Source organism: Pedobacter cryotolerans (assembly GCF_005116475.1).
Taxonomy (GTDB): Bacteria; Bacteroidota; Bacteroidia; order Sphingobacteriales; family Sphingobacteriaceae; genus Pedobacter; species Pedobacter cryotolerans.
Window position 1 is genome coordinate 75,928 of record NZ_SWBO01000005.1, and the last position, 18,722, is coordinate 94,649.

The 18,722-nt window shown below is 34.6% G+C and carries 18 protein-coding genes; 11 read left to right on the forward strand and 7 right to left on the reverse strand.

All coding sequences use genetic code 11. The annotated features are described in order from the left end of the window. Window positions 1-42 precede the first annotated feature (42 nt). From FA045_RS10400 to mnmD, 5 genes are all read right to left on the reverse strand, one after another. The gene (locus FA045_RS10400) at window positions 43-744 is read right to left on the reverse strand and encodes a M949_RS01915 family surface polysaccharide biosynthesis protein (protein WP_136877013.1); all 702 of its coding nucleotides are present in this window, start codon (window positions 742-744) and stop codon (window positions 43-45) included. Window positions 745-785: 41 nt separating this feature from the next. Further along, window positions 786-1,592 carry a nucleoside triphosphate pyrophosphohydrolase gene (mazG, locus tag FA045_RS10405; protein WP_136877014.1) on the reverse strand — a complete coding sequence of 269 codons (807 nt, stop codon included), beginning with the start codon at window positions 1,590-1,592 and terminating at the stop codon, window positions 786-788. A 2-nt stretch (window positions 1,593-1,594) separates the two neighbouring features. Beyond that, on the reverse strand, window positions 1,595-1,891 hold the full coding sequence (locus FA045_RS10410; protein ID WP_136877015.1) for a hypothetical protein: 297 nt from the start codon (window positions 1,889-1,891) through the stop codon (window positions 1,595-1,597). Between the two features lie 49 nt (window positions 1,892-1,940). Beyond that, a complete protein-coding gene (locus tag FA045_RS10415; RefSeq protein ID WP_136877016.1) occupies window positions 1,941-3,053 on the reverse strand; it encodes an AI-2E family transporter in 1,113 nt (370 codons plus the stop codon). Between the two features lie 88 nt (window positions 3,054-3,141). Continuing rightward, window positions 3,142-3,810: a tRNA (5-methylaminomethyl-2-thiouridine)(34)-methyltransferase MnmD gene (gene mnmD, locus FA045_RS10420; protein WP_136877017.1), complete on the reverse strand. Its 669-nt coding sequence runs from the start codon at window positions 3,808-3,810 to the stop codon at window positions 3,142-3,144. Between the two features lie 186 nt (window positions 3,811-3,996). On the opposite strand from mnmD, the gene FA045_RS10425 reads away from it, so the two are divergent. Continuing rightward, a complete protein-coding gene (locus tag FA045_RS10425) occupies window positions 3,997-4,335 on the forward strand; it encodes an MmcQ/YjbR family DNA-binding protein (RefSeq protein ID WP_136877018.1) in 339 nt (112 codons plus the stop codon). A 140-nt stretch (window positions 4,336-4,475) separates the two neighbouring features. On the opposite strand, the gene FA045_RS10430 is transcribed toward FA045_RS10425, so the two are convergent. Next, window positions 4,476-6,509: a M13 family metallopeptidase gene (locus FA045_RS10430; RefSeq protein WP_136877019.1), complete on the reverse strand. Its 2,034-nt coding sequence runs from the start codon at window positions 6,507-6,509 to the stop codon at window positions 4,476-4,478. A 292-nt stretch (window positions 6,510-6,801) separates the two neighbouring features. Here FA045_RS10430 and FA045_RS10435 point away from each other — a divergent pair, with 292 nt between their 5' ends. From FA045_RS10435 to FA045_RS10470, 8 genes are all read left to right on the forward strand, one after another. Then, the gene (locus FA045_RS10435; RefSeq protein WP_136877020.1) at window positions 6,802-7,431 is read left to right on the forward strand and encodes a Uma2 family endonuclease; all 630 of its coding nucleotides are present in this window, start codon (window positions 6,802-6,804) and stop codon (window positions 7,429-7,431) included. A 15-nt stretch (window positions 7,432-7,446) separates the two neighbouring features. After that, window positions 7,447-8,076 carry a Uma2 family endonuclease gene (locus FA045_RS10440; protein ID WP_136877021.1) on the forward strand — a complete coding sequence of 210 codons (630 nt, stop codon included), beginning with the start codon at window positions 7,447-7,449 and terminating at the stop codon, window positions 8,074-8,076. Between the two features lie 312 nt (window positions 8,077-8,388). After that, window positions 8,389-11,052, forward strand: a complete 2,664-nt coding sequence (locus tag FA045_RS10445; protein ID WP_136877022.1) for a valine--tRNA ligase — start codon at window positions 8,389-8,391, stop codon at window positions 11,050-11,052. A gap of 14 nt (window positions 11,053-11,066) precedes the next feature. Beyond that, entirely contained in the window at window positions 11,067-11,678 is a 612-nt protein-coding gene (locus FA045_RS10450) for a hypothetical protein (RefSeq protein WP_136877023.1), read from the forward strand. 7 nt (window positions 11,679-11,685) lie between these two features. Next, window positions 11,686-12,216: a hypothetical protein gene (locus FA045_RS10455; RefSeq protein ID WP_136877024.1), complete on the forward strand. Its 531-nt coding sequence runs from the start codon at window positions 11,686-11,688 to the stop codon at window positions 12,214-12,216. A 138-nt stretch (window positions 12,217-12,354) separates the two neighbouring features. Then, window positions 12,355-13,710: a Gfo/Idh/MocA family protein gene (locus tag FA045_RS10460; RefSeq protein WP_136877025.1), complete on the forward strand. Its 1,356-nt coding sequence runs from the start codon at window positions 12,355-12,357 to the stop codon at window positions 13,708-13,710. An 85-nt stretch (window positions 13,711-13,795) separates the two neighbouring features. Beyond that, window positions 13,796-15,169, forward strand: coding sequence for a 3-keto-disaccharide hydrolase (locus FA045_RS10465; RefSeq protein WP_136877026.1), 1,374 nt, complete (start codon window positions 13,796-13,798; stop codon window positions 15,167-15,169). Further along, the gene (locus tag FA045_RS10470; protein ID WP_136877027.1) at window positions 15,169-16,356 is read left to right on the forward strand and encodes a Gfo/Idh/MocA family protein; all 1,188 of its coding nucleotides are present in this window, start codon (window positions 15,169-15,171) and stop codon (window positions 16,354-16,356) included. The genes FA045_RS10465 and FA045_RS10470 overlap by 1 nt, the downstream gene beginning before the upstream one ends. 274 nt (window positions 16,357-16,630) lie before the next feature. On the opposite strand, the gene FA045_RS10475 is transcribed toward FA045_RS10470, so the two are convergent. After that, window positions 16,631-17,089: a type I restriction enzyme HsdR N-terminal domain-containing protein gene (locus FA045_RS10475; RefSeq protein ID WP_136877028.1), complete on the reverse strand. Its 459-nt coding sequence runs from the start codon at window positions 17,087-17,089 to the stop codon at window positions 16,631-16,633. A 161-nt stretch (window positions 17,090-17,250) separates the two neighbouring features. On the opposite strand from FA045_RS10475, the gene holA reads away from it, so the two are divergent. Together holA and FA045_RS10485 are read left to right on the forward strand one after the other, a co-directional pair. Continuing rightward, window positions 17,251-18,276: a DNA polymerase III subunit delta gene (holA, locus tag FA045_RS10480; protein ID WP_136877029.1), complete on the forward strand. Its 1,026-nt coding sequence runs from the start codon at window positions 17,251-17,253 to the stop codon at window positions 18,274-18,276. A gap of 76 nt (window positions 18,277-18,352) precedes the next feature. Continuing rightward, window positions 18,353-18,712 carry a VOC family protein gene (locus tag FA045_RS10485; protein WP_136877030.1) on the forward strand — a complete coding sequence of 120 codons (360 nt, stop codon included), beginning with the start codon at window positions 18,353-18,355 and terminating at the stop codon, window positions 18,710-18,712. Window positions 18,713-18,722 lie beyond the last annotated feature (10 nt).

Genomic DNA, 18,722 nt, shown 5'->3' on the forward strand with positions numbered 1-18,722 from the left:
CTCGTTCGGAATGACGAAATTACTATTGGCTAACGGTTAAAATTAATTCCCAATCTGCGTTACTTTTTTACTCATTTTCTCCTCATAAGCTGATGGAAAAATAGCATGTTTTTTCTCGACCATGGTTGCCAAAATTTGCTTTACATGGTCTTGTATTTTTGCAGGCAATGCGTAAAATGTTAAATCAACTTGGGTTTTACGCTCATTATCTAAAACTCCATTTTGGTGTCTAATTACTACTTTTTGACCTTTATAAAATAGAATAGTTTTTGCCCTACCATCATCGTATCCATTAGGTCCAAAAGTACCATAAACAATAATTGGATCAACTAAACCATCACCATCAATATCTTTAAATTGGCAGTATTTAGTCCAAAACCAAATTGAAGTTTCTTTTTCTACACCTTTTAAATCTGGGGTTTTAAAATCGTTTATTTCCCACTTTTTTAGAGAAACGCCTTTGTCAACTTTAAAATTAAATGCTTTTACTTTATTGTTAACTGTATCTTTCAATTTGTTTACACTGTCTGCACTTTCGGTTAAGGCAACATAATAAGTTCCACTTTTATCTTTATAAGTGTAGGCTCTAAAAATAGGGAAGGTGATAAGGTTTTTCTTTTTAAAAGCATCGTTAAAAAACTCATCAGTTTCTGTTTTGTCTAAAATTCTGCTGGTGGTATCAGATTGAGCAATTGCTGTAAACGAGAAGAGAGTTAAAAATATAAAGGTGCAAATGTTTTTCATGGTTTAATTATATCAGTTCAAATATATAAAATGATCACAATTTAAAGTCTTTTCGCTTCATTCCAATACACATCCATTTCTGCTAAAGTCATGTCTTGTAAAGCTTTGCCGTTTTCTCTCGCTTTGCTTTCTAAAAACTGAAAACGTTTAATGAATTTTTTATTGGTTTTTTCTAAAGCATTTTCAGGATTGATATCTATAAAACGAGCGTAATTCACAAGAGAGAAAAGCAAATCGCCAAATTCACCTTCTGCTTTTTCTATATCAATATTTTCATTTTCGGCGATGTTAAATTCATCCTTAAATTCTTGTAATTCTTCCTCAACTTTTGCCCAAACTTGTTCCTTTTTATCCCAATCGAAACCAACGCCACGAGCTTTTTCTTGTATTCTGCTGGCTTTTACCAAAGCAGGTAATCCACTAGGAACACCACCCAAAACAGACTTATTGCCTTCTTTAAGTTTAATTTGTTCCCAGTTTCTTTTTACATCTTCTTCATTGTTTACCTCAACATCACCATAAATATGTGGGTGGCGATTGATCAGTTTATCACAAACTCCGTTCAGTACATCGGTAATATCAAAATCGTTGGTTTCGCTACCAATACGAGCGTAAAAAACCAAATGCATCATCAAATCACCCAGTTCTTTCTTAATCTCTTGCATATCGCCTTCTAAAATGGCGTCAGAAAGTTCGTAGGTTTCTTCAATAGTCAGGTGTCTCAATGTTTCCATAGTTTGTTTTTTATCCCATGGGCATTGTGTGCGTAAAGTATCTAAAACGGTTAGTAACCTTAAAAAAGCGGTATCTGGAGTTGTAGTAGCAGGAGGTGGAATATTAGCTGGCATATTTATTTGATGATGTTAAAAGCAATAAGCATTGTGGTGATAAAGAGAACAATTAATCCGCAAAGGAATAAAATATCAGCTATGCTTTCTAATTTATTTGAATTTACATTTTTACTTCGCATGGCGAGAAAAGATAACAAACAACTACTCATGAAAATTACGATAGCTAAAGCTGCACCTTCATCTATAAATGTTGATTGGTGTAATTTAGCAACCTTAACAGAGGTTAAAACGATAAAACAAAAGCCTAACAAATTGGCCGATGTGTTTAAAATATGCGGCGATCTATTTTCTCTCATTCAATAATTCACTAATTCTCTCATTCAAAATTCTCTCATTCAAAATTCATCACTCCGCTTCTTCTAGTTTAATCTTTTTTGTAATTCTATAAGTCCTTCTTTTTCGTGGTTTAACTGCTCCTTCACCTAATAAATTTCCCCAAGGTTGCAAACCATCAACTCTTTCGAAAATGATTTTTAGCATCGCTAAATACGGGATAACTAAAAACATACCTGATATTCCCCAGATCATTTCGCCGATGATGATACCAATAAAAGCAAATAAAGCATTGATTTTAACTTTAGAACCAACAACCAGCGGCATTAAAATATTTCCATCGATGGTATGTATCCCAATAAAAGCAAAAATTACAAATAAAGCTTGTGTTGCTCCTGCAGTTGCGAAAGTAATTAAAGCGCTAATTAATAGAGCGGTAGAAATGCCTAAATAAGGAATAATGTTAAAAATACCAGCAATTAAACCTAAAAGGATGGCATATTTTACGCCTAATAATGATAGCGTAATAATCATCATTAGCGATACGATAAGCATTTGTAGAAATAGTCCTGTTACGTATTTTCTAATGATGCGTTGTATTTCAGTTACAATTTCTTGTACTTTTTCTTTGTGTTGTTCATCAAACACAGTAGTTAAAAATGTAAAAAGTAATCTTCTATAATTTAAAATGAAGAAAGTGAAAAGTAAGGTGAAAGCTAAAAATAATAAGCTCGATGAAAGTGTTAAAATGGTAGAACCAATTACTACGGCACTGGTGGCTAATGATTTTTCAATACCATCTGTTAAGTAAGATTTTTGCTTGTATACATTAACATTAAATGTTTTTGCAATCCATGTTTGAATGTCGTTAAAAGCGGCGGTAACTTGTTTTACCAAAAGAGGCCAGTCTGCCCAAAGCTCTGCCAACTGGTTGCCAAAAAAATAGAGGATGCCATACAAAACAGCAATCATTAATATAACTGCAGTAATTGCTGCTACACTTCTTCCAAACTTTGCCCTTTGCTCTAATGCATTTGCAAATGGTAAAAGCAAAAAAGCCATTAATAAAGAGAAAAGTAAAGGAGATAATAAAGTTTTACCCAAAATTGCCAAGTAGCCCAGCATAATAATTGATAAAAGCACAAGCGCTAATTTTGCTACAAAAGGTAGCGAGATTTGTTTCATAGATGAAATTTTGAATAAATATAAAAGTTTGCTTTAAAATTGCCCTATGTTAAACATTTATCGCAATAAGTTGTTTTGCCCCTAAACCCTAAACCTTCACAGCTCTTAACATTTCTCTTTTTCCAGGGGCACCAGGTAATTTTTCTATGGAAAAACCGCAAGCTTTAACTGCTCTTTTTAAGTTGCCTGTTATGGCATAAGTAACAAAAATGCCACCTGATTTTAACAAGCTGCAGGCATGAGCAATCATATCATCTGTCCAAAGTTCGGGTTGGTGCCTTACCGAAAAAGCATCGTAATATAGCACATCAAATAATTCATCACATTTAAAAGCCTGTAAAGTTTGGTGGGCAATTTTTAATTCGCAATGCGATGATATATTTTGTGGCTCAGTTAGTGCTAACTCATAATTGTCAATGAATTTACTCCATTGTTCATGTTCAACATAAGCATTGTAACCTGTTTGTTCAAGTACATCTCGCGTAAGCGGAAATGCCTCTATGCCAGTATAATTTAATTTAACATTATTTTCATCGCAATGCGCAAAACTGAGGATGAAGTTTAATCCTGTTCCAAAACCAACTTCTAAAATTTTTATTTCTTGATCAGGATTTTTTTCAATCGCAAATTTTAACCCTGCATTTATAAAAACATGTTTACTTTCTTGCAAAGCGCCGTGAGCCGAATGGTAATTTTCGCCAATCGTTTCGTTAAAAAGGGTATTAGAACCATCAGCAGTTTTTGTAAGGATATTCATTGTCAGGATCAGGATTTACAAGATTTGAGGATTTTCAAGATTATAATACAAAATTACTAATTTAGTGCTGCACAATTTTAAAAGATTTGATTTGCTGTAAACCTAAGCTTTTAACTTTTGTTTTCCCTAAACCCTAAACCCTAAACCCTAAACCCTAAACCCTAAACCCTAAACCCTAAACGAAATATGGATATTGAAACCTTCAGAGAATATTGTTTGAGTTTGCCTGGGACAACCGAAGGCATGAAATGGGATCATCTTTGCTTTATGATTGAAGAAAAGATTTTCGTTATTATCGCAATTGATGAGGGAAATCGTTTTTCTACCAAATGTACGCCAGAAGAATTCGATGAGCTTACCGCTCGTGATGGTATTCAGCAAGCCTTTCACATGGCCAAAAGGCAATGGGTGCAAGTGGCAGATTTAGAAGTTTTAAATGATGCAGAATTGAAGAAAAGGGTAGAAACCTCGAGAGCTTTGGTTTTAGCTAAGTTGCCTAAGAGGGTGCAGGAGAAGTATAATTAACAAAAAATCGTCATTTCGAACGAGATTTTTTTATCGAGGAGAAATCAGTGTTTTTAGATGATTAATTATTATCTAAGAGATTTCTCGTCGCTGCGCTCTGTCGAAATGACGATTATTATAAGGTTCTTTAGTTATCTATTTTACCACATTCTAATTCTATCTTCTGGTTTTTTGTATAATTTATCACCTGCTTTTACATCAAAAGCATTGTACCAAGCATCCATATTTACTGGTGCACCAATGGTTCTGTATGGGCCAGGAGAGTGTGGATCTGTTTTAATCAGCTGTGCTGCAGTTTCTGGTAAAATATTACCTCTCCAAACTTGTGCCCACGATAAAAAGAAACGTTGATCTGGTGTAAAACCATCAATTTTCTCATTACTTTGACCTTGTTTGGTCATTTTAAAAGCTGTATAAGCTGCATTTAACCCACCTAAATCGCCAATGTTTTCGCCCATGGTAAATTTACCATTTACGTGTAGGGTATCTAAAACCGTATAGCTATCAAATTGTTCGCCCAATTGTTTGGTTCTAGCTTCAAATTTAGTTCTGTCTTCAGCTGTCCACCAGTTTTTTAAGTTACCGTCTTTGTCATATTGGCTACCAGAATCATCAAAGCCATGGCTCATTTCGTGACCAATTACTGCACCAATACCGCCATAATTGATGGCGTCATCAGCTTCTGGATGAAAAAATGGGAATTGTAAAATACCAGCAGGAAAGGTAATTGAATTCATTGTTGGGCTATAGGAAGCATTAACCGTTGGCGGTGTCATGCCGAAACGTTCTCTATCAACAGGTTTGCCTAACTGACCTATGTTTTCATTATATGCCCATTTGCTTGCATTTATTAAGTTCTGCAAATAAGTGCCTCTGTTTATTTCTAAGCCATCGTAATTTCTCCATTTGGTTGTATAACCAACTTTTGGTGTAAATGCGTATAATTTGGCTAAAGCTTTTTGCTTCGTTTCATCACTCATCCACTCTAAACCTTTAATTCGGATTTCGAAAGCTTTACGTAAATTTTCAATCATCACATCCATACGGGCCTTAGCTTCTGGTTTAAAATATTTGGCAACATAAAGCTGACCTAATAATTCACCAATCGTTCTATCTGTTAACGATGACATGGTTTGCCAACGAGGGGTTTGAACTTTTTGACCAGTTTGCACTTGCGAGAACTCGAAATTTGCCTTAACAAAAGGAGAACTTAAGTTACCTGCAGCTGATTTTAAAACGTTCCATTCTAAGTATGTTTTCCAATCTGCAACAGGAGTTGAAGTTAATAAACCATCTAAAGTTTTGAAAAAGCTAGTTGAATTTACCAAAACAGTGTCTTGTCCGGTTACTTTAAGTTGTGTTAAAGTATTATTCCAGTTGATGTTTGGCGTTAACTTATTCAATTCGCTAACCGTTAGTTTGTTGTAGGTTTTATACGGGTCACGCATCTCTAACCTAGTCATTTGCGCTTCTGCCAATTGTTTTTCTATTGCAAAAATAGTTTTAGCTTTTTGCTGCGCAACCGCATCAGTATTGCCAATCAGCTTTAAAAGCGTAACCATATAAGTGTTATAAGCTTCTCTAATTTTTACGCTTCTACTATCGTTGTTTAGGTAATAATCTCTATCGCCTAAGGTTGTTCCGCCTTGCGATAGATTAACCATATATTTATTTACATTTTTACGATCTTGACCAATGCCAAATCCATAAAAAGAACCACCTATGCCGTTTGTACGCATGTAGGTTGTATGGTCTAAAATGCCTTTTAAAGAATTGATTTGTTTGATTTTTTCTAATTCGGCCTTTATAGGAGTGTAACCTAATTTTTCAATGGTAACACTATCCATAGCTGCGGCATAAAAATCGCCAACACGTTTGGTAACCGATCCAGCTTTTGCATTTTTATCAGCTGCAGCTTCCTCAACTAAACCTTTAACGGCTTGTGCATTAAACTCTCTTAATTCATTAAAAGAACCCCAACGTGTCTCTTTTGCCGGAACAGGATTGTTTTTTATCCAATTTCCACTTGCATAACGGTAAAAATCGTCGCCAGGCTTAACCGACAAATCCATGTTTGTTGGATCGATGTATTTTTGAATTTTTTGGGCGCTTGCAGTAAAGGTGCATGCAGCAATGCCCAAAACTGCAAAATAGTTTTTGAGTTGAATTTTCATACTTTAATTATTTATTAGAGTCGAAAATTACGCAATAGCCGATGTAATTAGGAGAAGTTAATAGAAATATTACTTATTAAACCAGTAATAAAGTTTGGTTAAACCCAATTTGCGAAAAATCTCTGCGTTAAATAATGCTATTCTAAACGATTTCATGTTTTTCAGTTTTATAATCATTTAACATATTTTAACATAATTTATTGTGTAAACATCTATTTATTTTTAAAATTTTTTGTGTTGATGAAAAGATTTGCAGTGTGTTATTTAGCTAGTATTGAGTATATTTGAGTGTATGGGAACTCAAAAAACATATCCGGATTTAACTGAAACGAAAGTTTATTCTTTTAGTGATGTTGATGAGTCGATGACTTATAGCTATGCTCATTATTTAAATTGGCTTTTTGATGAGAGGGTCGAATTAATTAAGGGGAAAATTTTTAAAATGAGCCCTGCTCCATCAAGAGTTCATCAGAAAATTTCATTTTCCATTTCATTAGCTATAGGCAATTTTTTGAAAAAAAGATCTTGTGAAGTTTACGTTGCACCATTTGATGTTCGTTTCCCTAAAAGCAGCAAAGCTGATCAAGACGTATTTACGGTTTTGCAACCTGATATTTGTGTAGTTTGCGATTTAAATAAACTGGATGAAAGAGGTTGTATTGGTGCTCCAGATTTGGTGGTAGAAATTCTATCCCCTGGAAATAACAAAAAAGAACTGTTGCACAAATACCAAGTTTACCAAGAGTTTGGCGTTAGAGAATATTGGGTGGTAAGTCAGGGTGATCAAAGTATTTTAATCTATACTTTAGATAGCGAAGGAAAATTTCGTCCATCGAAAATATTTACGCAAGGTGAAGAAATTACTTCAACCGTTTTGCCAGGTTTTGTGCTAAAATTAGATGATGTTTTTGAGGGGTTATAAACAGGAAATTATAATATGAAAGCAGAAAAACCATATCCTGATTTAACTGAAACGAAAGTTTACAGCTTTAACGATGTTGATGAATCGATGACTTACAGCTATGCTCATTATTTAAATTGGCTTTTTGATGAGAGGGTCGAATTAATTAAGGGGAAAATTTTTAAAATGAGTCCTGCTCCTTCAAGAGTTCATCAGGAGATTTTTGGAGCTATTTTTTTATCAATGGGCAATTTTCTTAACAACAAACCTTGCAAAGTTTATGCTGCACCTTTTGATGTTCGTTTTCCTAAAAGTGGCAAAGCTGATAAGGATGTATTTACGGTGTTACAACCTGATATTTGCGTAGTTTGTGATTTAACCAAGCTAGATGATAGAGGCTGTATTGGTGCTCCAGATTTGGTTGTAGAAATTCTATCCCCTGGAAATAACAAAAAAGAACTGTTGCACAAATACCAAGTTTACCAAGAGTTTGGCGTTAGAGAATATTGGGTAGTTAGTCAAAGTGACCAAAGTATATTAATTTATACTTTAGATAGCGAAGGAAAATTTCGTCCTTCAAAGATTTATACCTTAAGTGAAGAAGTTACTTCCACCGTTTTACCTGGCTTTTTGCTTAAATTGGATGATGTATTTGAAGGATTGTAGTTTCGCTTTTTAAACATTAAGGAATTAAGTTGCATTAAGATTTTTTGAAACTTTGCAACTGTTGTTTTTTGCACCTTATTTTGTGTCTCAAACCCGATAGTAGTGAACACGTAAGGGTAACCCTTGCGGTTACCCAGAAGTAAAACGAATAGCGGGACTAACATTAATAAAATTTACTACCCCTGCTTTTCAAATAAACTTACTAAACCTTCTTTATTACTTGCTATAAAGTTGACAAAGTAAAGCTTGCCAACTTTGCTCTTTCGCACTAAAAACGTATTTTTACCAGCTAAATTCTACACTGCAATATAAATGAGCATTTCTACAAAATATAATCCTACAGAAACTGAAGATAAATGGTACAGCTATTGGTTAGACAAAAAGTTTTTCCACTCTGAACCAGATGAACGTGAGCCATATACCATCGTAATTCCGCCACCAAATGTAACTGGCGTTTTGCACATGGGGCACATGTTAAACAATACCATTCAGGATGTTTTGATCCGTAAAGCTCGTATGCAGGGCAAAAATGCTTGTTGGGTGCCCGGAACCGACCATGCTTCTATTGCAACCGAAGCAAAGGTTGTTGCCATGTTAAAGGAAAGAGGGATCAATAAAAAAGATATATCTCGCGAAGAATTTTTGAAATATGCTTGGGAGTGGAAGGAGAAATACGGCGGCATTATTTTAGAACAATTGAAAAAGTTAGGTGCAAGCTGCGACTGGGATAGAACTCGTTTTACAATGGAGGATGACCTTTCTGAAGCTGTAATTGATAGTTTTATTCACTTGTATAAAAAAGGCCTAGTTTACCGCGGTATTAGAATGGTAAATTGGGATCCAGCGGGTAAAACAGCAGTTTCTGATGAAGAGGTTATTCGTAAAGAGGTTAACCAGAAGTTGTATTATATTAAGTATACGATTGTTAGTCCGGAAGTCGGAAAATCTGCGTATTTAACGGTAGCTACCACTCGTCCGGAAACAATTATGGCTGATGCTGCAATATGTATTAATCCTAATGATGAGCGTTTTACACACTTAAAAGGTAAAAAGGTTTTTGTGCCTTTGGTTAATCATGAAATTCCGGTAATTGAAGATGAATATGTTGATATTGAATTTGGTACAGGTTGCTTAAAAGTTACACCAGCACATGATTTGAATGATTACGAGTTGGGTGTTAAGCACAAATTACCAGTTACAGATATTTTAAATGACGATGGAACTTTAAACGAACTAGCGGTTATTTTAGTAGGCGAAGATCGTTTTGTAGCTCGTAAAAAAATTGCCAAAATGTTAGATGAGGCTGGTCATTTAGAGAAGGTGGAAGATTATAAATCTCAAGTGGGTTTTTCTGAAAGAACTGATGCTGCGATAGAACCAAAATTATCAATGCAATGGTTTGTAAAGATGAAAGAATTAGCGCAACCAGCATTAGATGATGTGTTGAATGGTGAAGTAAACTTAATTCCCAATAAATTCGAGAATACCTATAAGCATTGGATGGAAAATGTTCGCGATTGGAATATTTCTCGTCAATTGTGGTGGGGACAACAAATACCTGCTTGGTACGATGATAAAGGAGATTGGGTTGTAGCTAAAACCAAAGACGAAGCGCTAGAAGAATTTTGGAAGAAAAAAGGATTGGATGCTGGAGAAGCTGATAAAGTTGGTTTTAAAAATCAATTAGCTCCCTTTGTAAAACAAGACGAAGACGTTATGGACACCTGGTTTTCTTCGTGGTTATGGCCAATTTCTGTTTTTGATGGCTTTAAAAATCCTGATAATAAAGACATCAATTACTATTACCCAACCAACGATTTGGTAACTGCACCAGAAATTTTATTCTTTTGGGTAGCACGTATGATTATGGCTGGGCATGAGTTTATGGGCAAAAAACCATTTACAAATGTTTACCTAACGGGAATTGTACGCGATAAATTAGGCCGTAAAATGTCTAAATCTTTAGGTAACTCACCAGATCCGATTGGTTTGATTGAAAAATATGGTGCCGATGGGGTTAGGGTAGGGATGTTAATGTCATCGCCAGCTGGCAACGATTTAATGTTTGATGAATCTTATTGCGAACAAGGTAGGAATTTTGCTAACAAAATATGGAATGCTTTTCGTTTGGTAAAAGGATGGGAAGTTGATGAAAACTTAGCAAATCCAAACACACAAGCCATCAATTGGTTCGAAAGTAGATTTAGCGAAGCATTGGTAGAAATTGAAGCTAACTTTAAGCAATACCGTTTATCTGAAGCCTTGATGGCTACTTATAAATTAGTTTGGGACGATTTCTGTGCTTGGTATTTAGAAATGGTAAAACCTGCTTATCAACACCCAATTGATGCAGCAACAAAAGCAGTTACGGTTAAATATTTTGAAGAGATATTGAAACTATTGCATCCATTTATGCCATTTTTAACCGAAGAGTTATACCATGATGAGTTGTTTGGCGAAAGAACAGAAATGGATTGTTGCATAGTTGCTCAATATCCAGTTGTGGGCAAAGCCGATGAAAAATTGTTAAAAGAAGCAGAGCTGATTAAAGGTTTAATTTCTGAAATAAGAAATATAAGAAATACCCGTCAGATATCTCCAAAGGAAGCATTGTCGTTAAATATTAAAGTTAACTCTGGTTTAGTTTACGAAAGTTGGACCGATGTGATATTTAAATTAGCTAATGTTAACCAGGTAGAATTAGTTAATGATAAAATTGCAGGAGCAGCTAGCTTTATGGTTGGCAACGATGAATTTTTTATTCCCTTAAATGAAAGTATAGATTTAGAAGCTGAAAAAGAACGTTTAAAAAATGAATTGGAATATTTACAAGGTTTCTTAAAATCTGTTGAAGCAAAATTAAGCAACGAACGTTTTGTGCAAAATGCAAAACCAGAAATTATTGCAAATGAACGCAATAAAAAAGCTGATGCAGAATCGAAAATTAGCATAATAAAAGAAAGTTTAGCAGGGTAAAAATAGATAATGAAATGATGGGTATCAAAGGATTTAAAAATTTAAGATGGTTGATGTTCATTTTTTCATTTGCCCTACTTTTTGCTTGTGCTGGCGATAAAAAAGTGGAAACTAAAATAACTTATCAATCAAAAATATTTACAGAACAATACCTGATTGATTATTTAAATGGAAATCCTGATTTAAATAACGAAGACAGCTTAAAATTTGCTGAAGCATTAGATAAATTTCAGTATGATATTAAAGGTTTAAGTAATAACCCTGATTTTCTGGTTAATTTTCCTTTGCAAGCAACAAATATTAGAGATACCGTTATGGGTACGCAAAATTTTAAAATGGCAACATTCGAAGCTTTTACAGATCCGCTTCGCGATAAAAATTCTTTACTCAATAGAATAAAACTAAGGGTGAATGGTATTTTTCAGTTTCCTGATCAAGCTTATGGTTTGGCTTTGGGCGGTAAATATTACCTTAAAGCTATGATTTATAAACAAGGCAAACGTAAAGATGTGAACTTTTATAAAAAAGAAGGTGGCTCAGTTTATAATTTAGGCGTTTATCCAATGGCAGTAAAAGCGTTAAAGCCCATTATTTCTAATCAACAAATGGCTAGTTTGAAAAAATAATATCCTTATGAAAAAAGTATTAATATTAATGTTTGTTGCTTTTTTTGCAGCTTGTTCTGGAGAAAAAGAGGTTGAAAACTCAGGAGTTTTTATAGAACAAAAATTAAATGAATTTATTTCACAAAATCCTGATTGGGCAAATGATGAAACTATTAATGAAGAAATAACGGATAAATTTAAACGACAAGCCATAAAATGGAGTAATGAGCCTGATTTTTTAAAAGGAATGCCTTTGCAATTAGAACGTATTGTAGACACTACAGAAAGTGGGCAAGCAGTAAAAATGGCGCATTTTAAAACATTTAATGATAAAGTAAGGCCAGAGGGCAGTTTACTTAATTACGTTAATTTACAAATTAAAGGAATTGTTTCTGATGAGCAAGCCGATCAGTTAAAAGTTGAAAATAAATATTTCTTAACTGGAAACTTACAAAGACAGGGCAAAAGAGCTGATGTTAAATTTGTTAAAGTTTCAGATTTCAAAGGTTATGATATTGGAAGTTATACGTTTTTAATAACAGGATTTAAACCCTTATAGAAAAAAATAGAAACGATTGCGTAAAAATAATACCTACAGAAGAACTGTTTCTGATTAAAAAATCATAATATTGGTTAGGGGTTAATCTAATTAACCAAACCAAATTATAAATCTTTCAAATCATTTATTGTTTCTGTAATGGATAATACCAGAAGAAAATTTATCAAGCAATCTGCTTTAATTGCTGCGGCAACTTATGCAGGCACATTTACAAGTAGTGCAAAAAGCTACAACAGAATTATTGGTGCCAACGATAGGGTAAGAGTTGGCGTGGTAGGTTTTTCTGATCGTTTTAAAGACACACTTTTTCCTTGCTTTTTAAACCATAACAAAGAACTCAATTTTGATATTGTTGGGCTTTCTGATATATGGAATTACCGTAGAGATTTAGGCGTTGCATACGTTAAGGAAAAGATGGGCAGCGATATTAAATCTTGCAGAAATAACGATGAGCTTTACGCAATGAAAGATTTGGATGCTGTAATTGTAAGTACAGCCGATTTTCAACATGCTATGCACACGATTGAAGCTGTAAAAGCAGGGTGTGATGCTTACATCGAAAAACCATTTGCCGAAACCATGGCTGATGCAAAAGCTGCACTAAAAGCGGTTAATGAAAGTAAAAAAATAGTTCAAATTGGCTCGCAACGTAGAAGTGGCGAAAATTATGCAACTGCTGCTCAATACATTCAGGATGGTAAATTTGGGGCAATTACAGCTGTAGATTTAGTTTGGAATGTGAACCAGCCAGGCAGATGGCGCCGCCCAGATTTAGTTGCTAAATTAAAAGAAGAAGATATCGATTGGAAAAGGTTTTTAGTTAATCGCCCTGCGGATAATTACGACCCTAGAAAATATTTAGAATACAGGCTCTTTTGGCCATACTCATCTGGAATGCCTGGGCAATGGATGAGCCACCAAATTGATACTGTACATTGGTTTACCAAATTAAAACATCCACGTAGTGTAACTGCCAATGGCGGAATTTACACTTGGAAAGATGGTCGCCAAAATTGGGATACCATGGTAGCTGTATTCGATTACGGTCAGCCAGATTTTAGTGATGGTTTTCAAGTAACTTTTACTTCGCGTATGCAAAATAGCGTTGGTGATGTGGGAGAAGTTTACTATTCAAACGGGGGCGAGTTAAATTTAATTACCAATAAAGTTTCGCCAAAAGGCGGATTAAAAGAGCGTGAAGCGGCAGCAATGGGCATGAAATCTAATTTGTTGGAGCCTTTTGATCTATCAACTAAGGTGATTAAAACAGCTAGTGATGCCAATATGGGTGGTGATGCTTTAACATCGGGTCACATGCGTAATTGGATGGAGTGTGTAAGAAGCAGAAAGACACCAAATGCGCCTGTAGAAGCGGGTTATTATCATTCTATTGCAAACATCATGACCAATGCTGCGGTTCGTACCGGAGCCAAAGCTAGTTTTGATGAGCAAAAACAAGAAGTAATTGCTGGCGGAAAAATCTTTAAATATTAAACAAGTATCATCATACTTAGAAGTTTTGTCATTCAGAGCGAAGCGAAGAATCTCTTTTTAATTAATAAAAATCAACCTTAAAAATATGTTCAGTTCCTTAAAAAAAACTTGCCTATTAACCCTTTCAATTGTAAGTTTTATCGGCTTTGCCAATGCCCAAAAAGTTAGGCCATTATTTGATGGTAAAACTTTAAACGGCTGGAAAATTGTTGCTGGTGCAGCGCCTTATGCGGTAGAAAACGGAATGATTGTAGGTACAATGAAAGCTGGCTCTCCAAATTCATTTTTAATTACCGAAAAAGAGTATGGCGATTTTGTTTTAGAATTGGATGTAAAACTAGAAGGAACAGAAACCAATTCTGGCGTGCAAACCAGAAGTCATTATGATGCTGCTGGCAATAACGGTAAAGGGAAAGTTTTTGGCAGACAGATGGAAATTGACCCTACGCCAAGGGCGTGGACAGGTGGTATTTATGATGAAGCAAGACGATTGTGGTTGTATCCATTGGAAACTAATCCTGCTGCAAAATTGGCTTACAAAACAGAAGAGTTTAACCATTATAAAATAGAATGCATTGGCAATGAAATGAAAACTTGGGTTAATGGAGTGCCTGCATCTTATGTAATTGATACTTTAGATCAATCTGGTTTTATAGGTTTACAAGTACACGGCTTAGGTAACAAAAATTACCTAGAAGGGAAAAAAGTTTATTTCAAAAACATCAATATTCAAACAGAAAATTTGAAGCCTTCGGCATTTCCTAAATCAGTATATGTAGTTAACTTAACACCAAATAGTTTATCAACTCAAGAAAAAGCAAACGGTTATAAGTTGCTTTTTGATGGTAAAACTAACAATGGCTGGCTTGGTGCTTATAAAAATACTTTCCCTGAAAAAGGATGGGTTATTGCAAATGGACAGTTAAACGTAATGCCGTCTGATGGTGGTGAATCTACCAACGGTGGAGATATTGTTACTAAAGAACAATTTGCTGCTTTCGATTTGTCATTTGAGTTTAAGTTAACCGAAGGTGCAAATAGTGGTGTTAAATATTTTGTAACCTTGTCTGAAAAGAATGCAGGTTCGGCAATTGGTTTAGAATATCAAGTTTTGGATGATGAAAAACATCCAGATGCTAAAATGGGTAGAGATGGAAACAGAACTTTAGCATCATTATATGATTTAATGACAGCTAAAAAAGTTTTAGGCAGTCCACGCCCAATCGGTGCTTGGAACAGAGGTAGAGTTGTTGTTTATCCCGATAACAGCGTAGAACATTACTTAAACGGAGTGAAAGTTTTAGCGTACACCAGAGGTTCAGAAGAATTTAAAAAGCTGGTTGCCATTAGCAAGTATAAAGATTGGAAAAACTTTGGTGAAGCACCAAAAGGACGTATTTTGTTGCAAGACCACGGAAATAAGGTTAGCTTTAGGAGTATCAAAATCAAAAACTTATAATGCATCGTCGTTCGTTTGTTAAAAAATCAGCTTTGTTGGGTTCTGGCGTGTTAATGGCTGATCAACTGTTCGCAAAAGTAAACTTAGCACCAATTAATATAGCCATGATTGGTTGTGGCGATCGTGGGAAAGGGGTTTTATCTGTTATTCAGAAAATGCCATCGCAGTTTAAAACTGTTGCTTATTGCGATGTTTTGGATTTTAGATTAACAGAAACTGAAAAATATGTGCCGTCATCGGCAGTTGCCATTAAAGATTACAGAAAAATACTTGATGATAAAAAAGTTGAAGCTGTTTTTATTGCAACACCTTTAAGTGAACATTTTAAAATTGCAAAAGATGCAGTTTTAGCGGGTAAAGCAGTTTATGTAGAAAAAACAATGACTTACAATGTTGAAGAGGCATTGGCATTAAGAAAGTTAGTTAAACAATATCCCAAGCAAGTTTTTCAGGTAGGCTATCAGTATCGTTATTCGCCTTTGTATTTTAAGGTTAAGGATATGATACAGAGTGGATATATCGGTAAAGTTTCTCAGATAGATTGTCGCTGGGACAGAAATTGGAATTGGCGCAGGCCAGTTGCAGACCCCAAGTTAGAAAGACAAATCAATTGGCGGATGTATAGAGAATATTCAGGAGGATTACCCGCAGAATTGCTCTCTCATCAAATTGATTTTATCAACTGGGCTTTTCAAACCCAACCAGACGAAATTATTGGCACGGGTGGAATAGACGTTTATAAAGATGGCAGAGAAACGTACGACAATGTTCAAGCTATTTTACGCTATAAAAATGCTGGCATGATTGGTAATTTTGGTGCCACATGCGGTAATGCTAACGATGGTTATTTGTTTAAAATAAAAGGAACAAAAGGCTCAGTAAATTTATTGCCAGATACAGGGATTTTTTATCCAGAAAAGGAACGAGCAAAAGAATTAGGTATTGTGGATGGAGTAACTGGAGCAACAAAATTGGTAATCAATAAAGATGGAGGTATTCCGATTTTAGATGAGCCAACCAAGGATGGCACCTTTTATGCACTCGAAGATTTTTATAAAGCGATAACTGAAGGTAAAAAAACAGCTTCGAATATTGATACTGGTACGAAAGCATCTATTTGTGTGGCCATGTGTAACGAAGCAATTTATACTGGCGAAAAGCAGTTTTGGAAGCAGGAGTATTTTTAAAAGTTGGAAGGTTGGAAGGTTGGAAGGTTGGAAGGTTGGAAGGTTGGAAGGTTGGAAGGTTGGGGTAAATTAGCTGATCAATTTCGCAACAATTAAGCAATTTAACAATAGAACAATAAATCCAATTTTTTAAAAATTTTTGTCATTCAGAGCGCAGCGAAGAATCTCTAGACAATTGTCATCCTGAGCCTGTCGAAGGACTTTTAATAAATTCACAAATGAGATTCCTTCCCGAAAAATCGGCACAAGCTGTTCCTAGCATTGACAAATCGTGTTACAATTCCTTATAATTTGGCAACTCCTCTACAAACAAAAAATTCCCATTGGCATGATCTATTTTTGCATAGAAATGATTTAAACCATTTGTAACAGCTAACCAACGAGCTTTATATACTGAATTATACCTTGCAGCTTGATCAAAAGTAGCTTGTGTAATTGATACAGACGGTGCTTTACATTCAATTACCATAATTTTCTCCCCAGCATTATCATAAACTAAAATATCGCTGCGTTTTCTGGTTTGGTTTAAACTTAAGCCACCTTCAATTTGTAGCAAAGCTGATGGGATTTTTTTTTCCTTTAATAAATATTGGATGAAATGTTGCCTAACCCATTCTTCGGGTGTTAAAACCAAATGTTTCTTCCTAATCTCATCGAAAATAAAATACACATCATCCCTTTGGGTAATTTTAAATGGATGGTTGGGTAGATTAAGTGGGGTAGGGTTAAACATTTAGGGATAATCGAGGTTTAGGGGTTATTGTTTACCGTTTAGTTGTTAGGGTTAAAGTATATTTTCTAATTTCTCACATCTCACATCTCACATCTCACATCTCAAAATAGAACTTCAAATTTAATCATAATTCCTCATTCAAAATCGTATTTTTACCCTTAATGAGTGCCGTAGAAATTATTAAAGATTTAAAAGCAAGAAAATTTAAACCGCTGTATTTATTGCAGGGCGAAGAACCATATTACATTGATCAAGTGGTTGATTATATGGAAAATAATGTGCTTAATGATGGCGAAAGGGGTTTTAACCAAACTATTTTATACGGTAAGGATACTGATATGGCTACCATTTTAAATGCTGCAAAGCGATATCCAATGATGTCTGAATATCAAGTGATTATTGTTAAAGAAGCACAAGATTTAAAGTGGGCAAAAGAAACTGAAGGCACCAGCAAAGAAACAGAATTTGTGCTAAATTATTTCGAAAAACCTTTGTCGAGTACCATTTTAGTATTTGCTTACAAATATGCCAATTTTGATAAACGCAAAAAGATTTACAAGGCAATCTCTAAAAATGGTGTAATTTTTCAGTCAGACTTGGTTCGCGATTATAAATTAATGCCTTGGATTGAAGAACATATCAAAGAAAAAGGTTATAAAATTGCCCCTCAAGCTGCTGCGCTAATGGCAGAATATTTGGGTACAGATTTATCTAAAATAGCTAACGAAGTTGAAAAACTCTGTTTAAACATTAATAAAGAAACAACAATTACTACAGAGCATATCCAGAAAAATATTGGGATTAGTAAAGAGTACAATGTTTTTGAACTGCAAAAGGCCTTAGCAACAAGAAATGTTTTAAAATGTAACCAAATCATCAATTACTTTGCAAATAACCCAAAAGCAAATCCCATGGTTATGGTAATGGCAAATTTAAGTGGTTACTTTACTAAAATATTAAAATACCATTACTTGCCGAATAAAAATGATGCAGCAAAAGAATTAGGTGTTAGTCCGTATTTTATAAAAGATTACGAAACTGCAGCTAGAACTTTTAATGATGCTAAAACTTTCGAAATCATTAGTTTACTAAGGGAATATGACTTAAAAAGCAAAGGCTTAGACAGTACAGGAAATACAACTGATGGCGAATTAATGAAAGAAATGGTTTTTAAAATGATACATTGATAAGAATTGAGATGTGAGATTTGAGAAATACAACATTACAACACGCTAACATTACAACTTTTTAACATATAAAACAATGCTTAAAGGCCTCAGAACAATAGTATATCACGTTAGCGATTTAACACAAGCCAAAGAATGGTACAAAAATATTTTCGGAATTGAACCTTATTTTGATGAACCTTTTTATGTAGGTTATAATGTTGGAGGTTACGAGTTGGGTTTAGATCCAGATGCTTCTGGGTATGGAAAAGGGAACACTGCAATCACTTATTGGGGAGTTGAAGATATACATGAGTGTTTCAATAAATTTGCTGCTTTAGGTATCGAAATTCATGAGGCACCAAAGAATGTTGGAGGTGCAATTTGGGTGGCTAGTATTTATGATCCTTTTAAAAATATTATTGGCTTAATCGAAAATCCAGAATTTTCTATTTAACCATCATTAT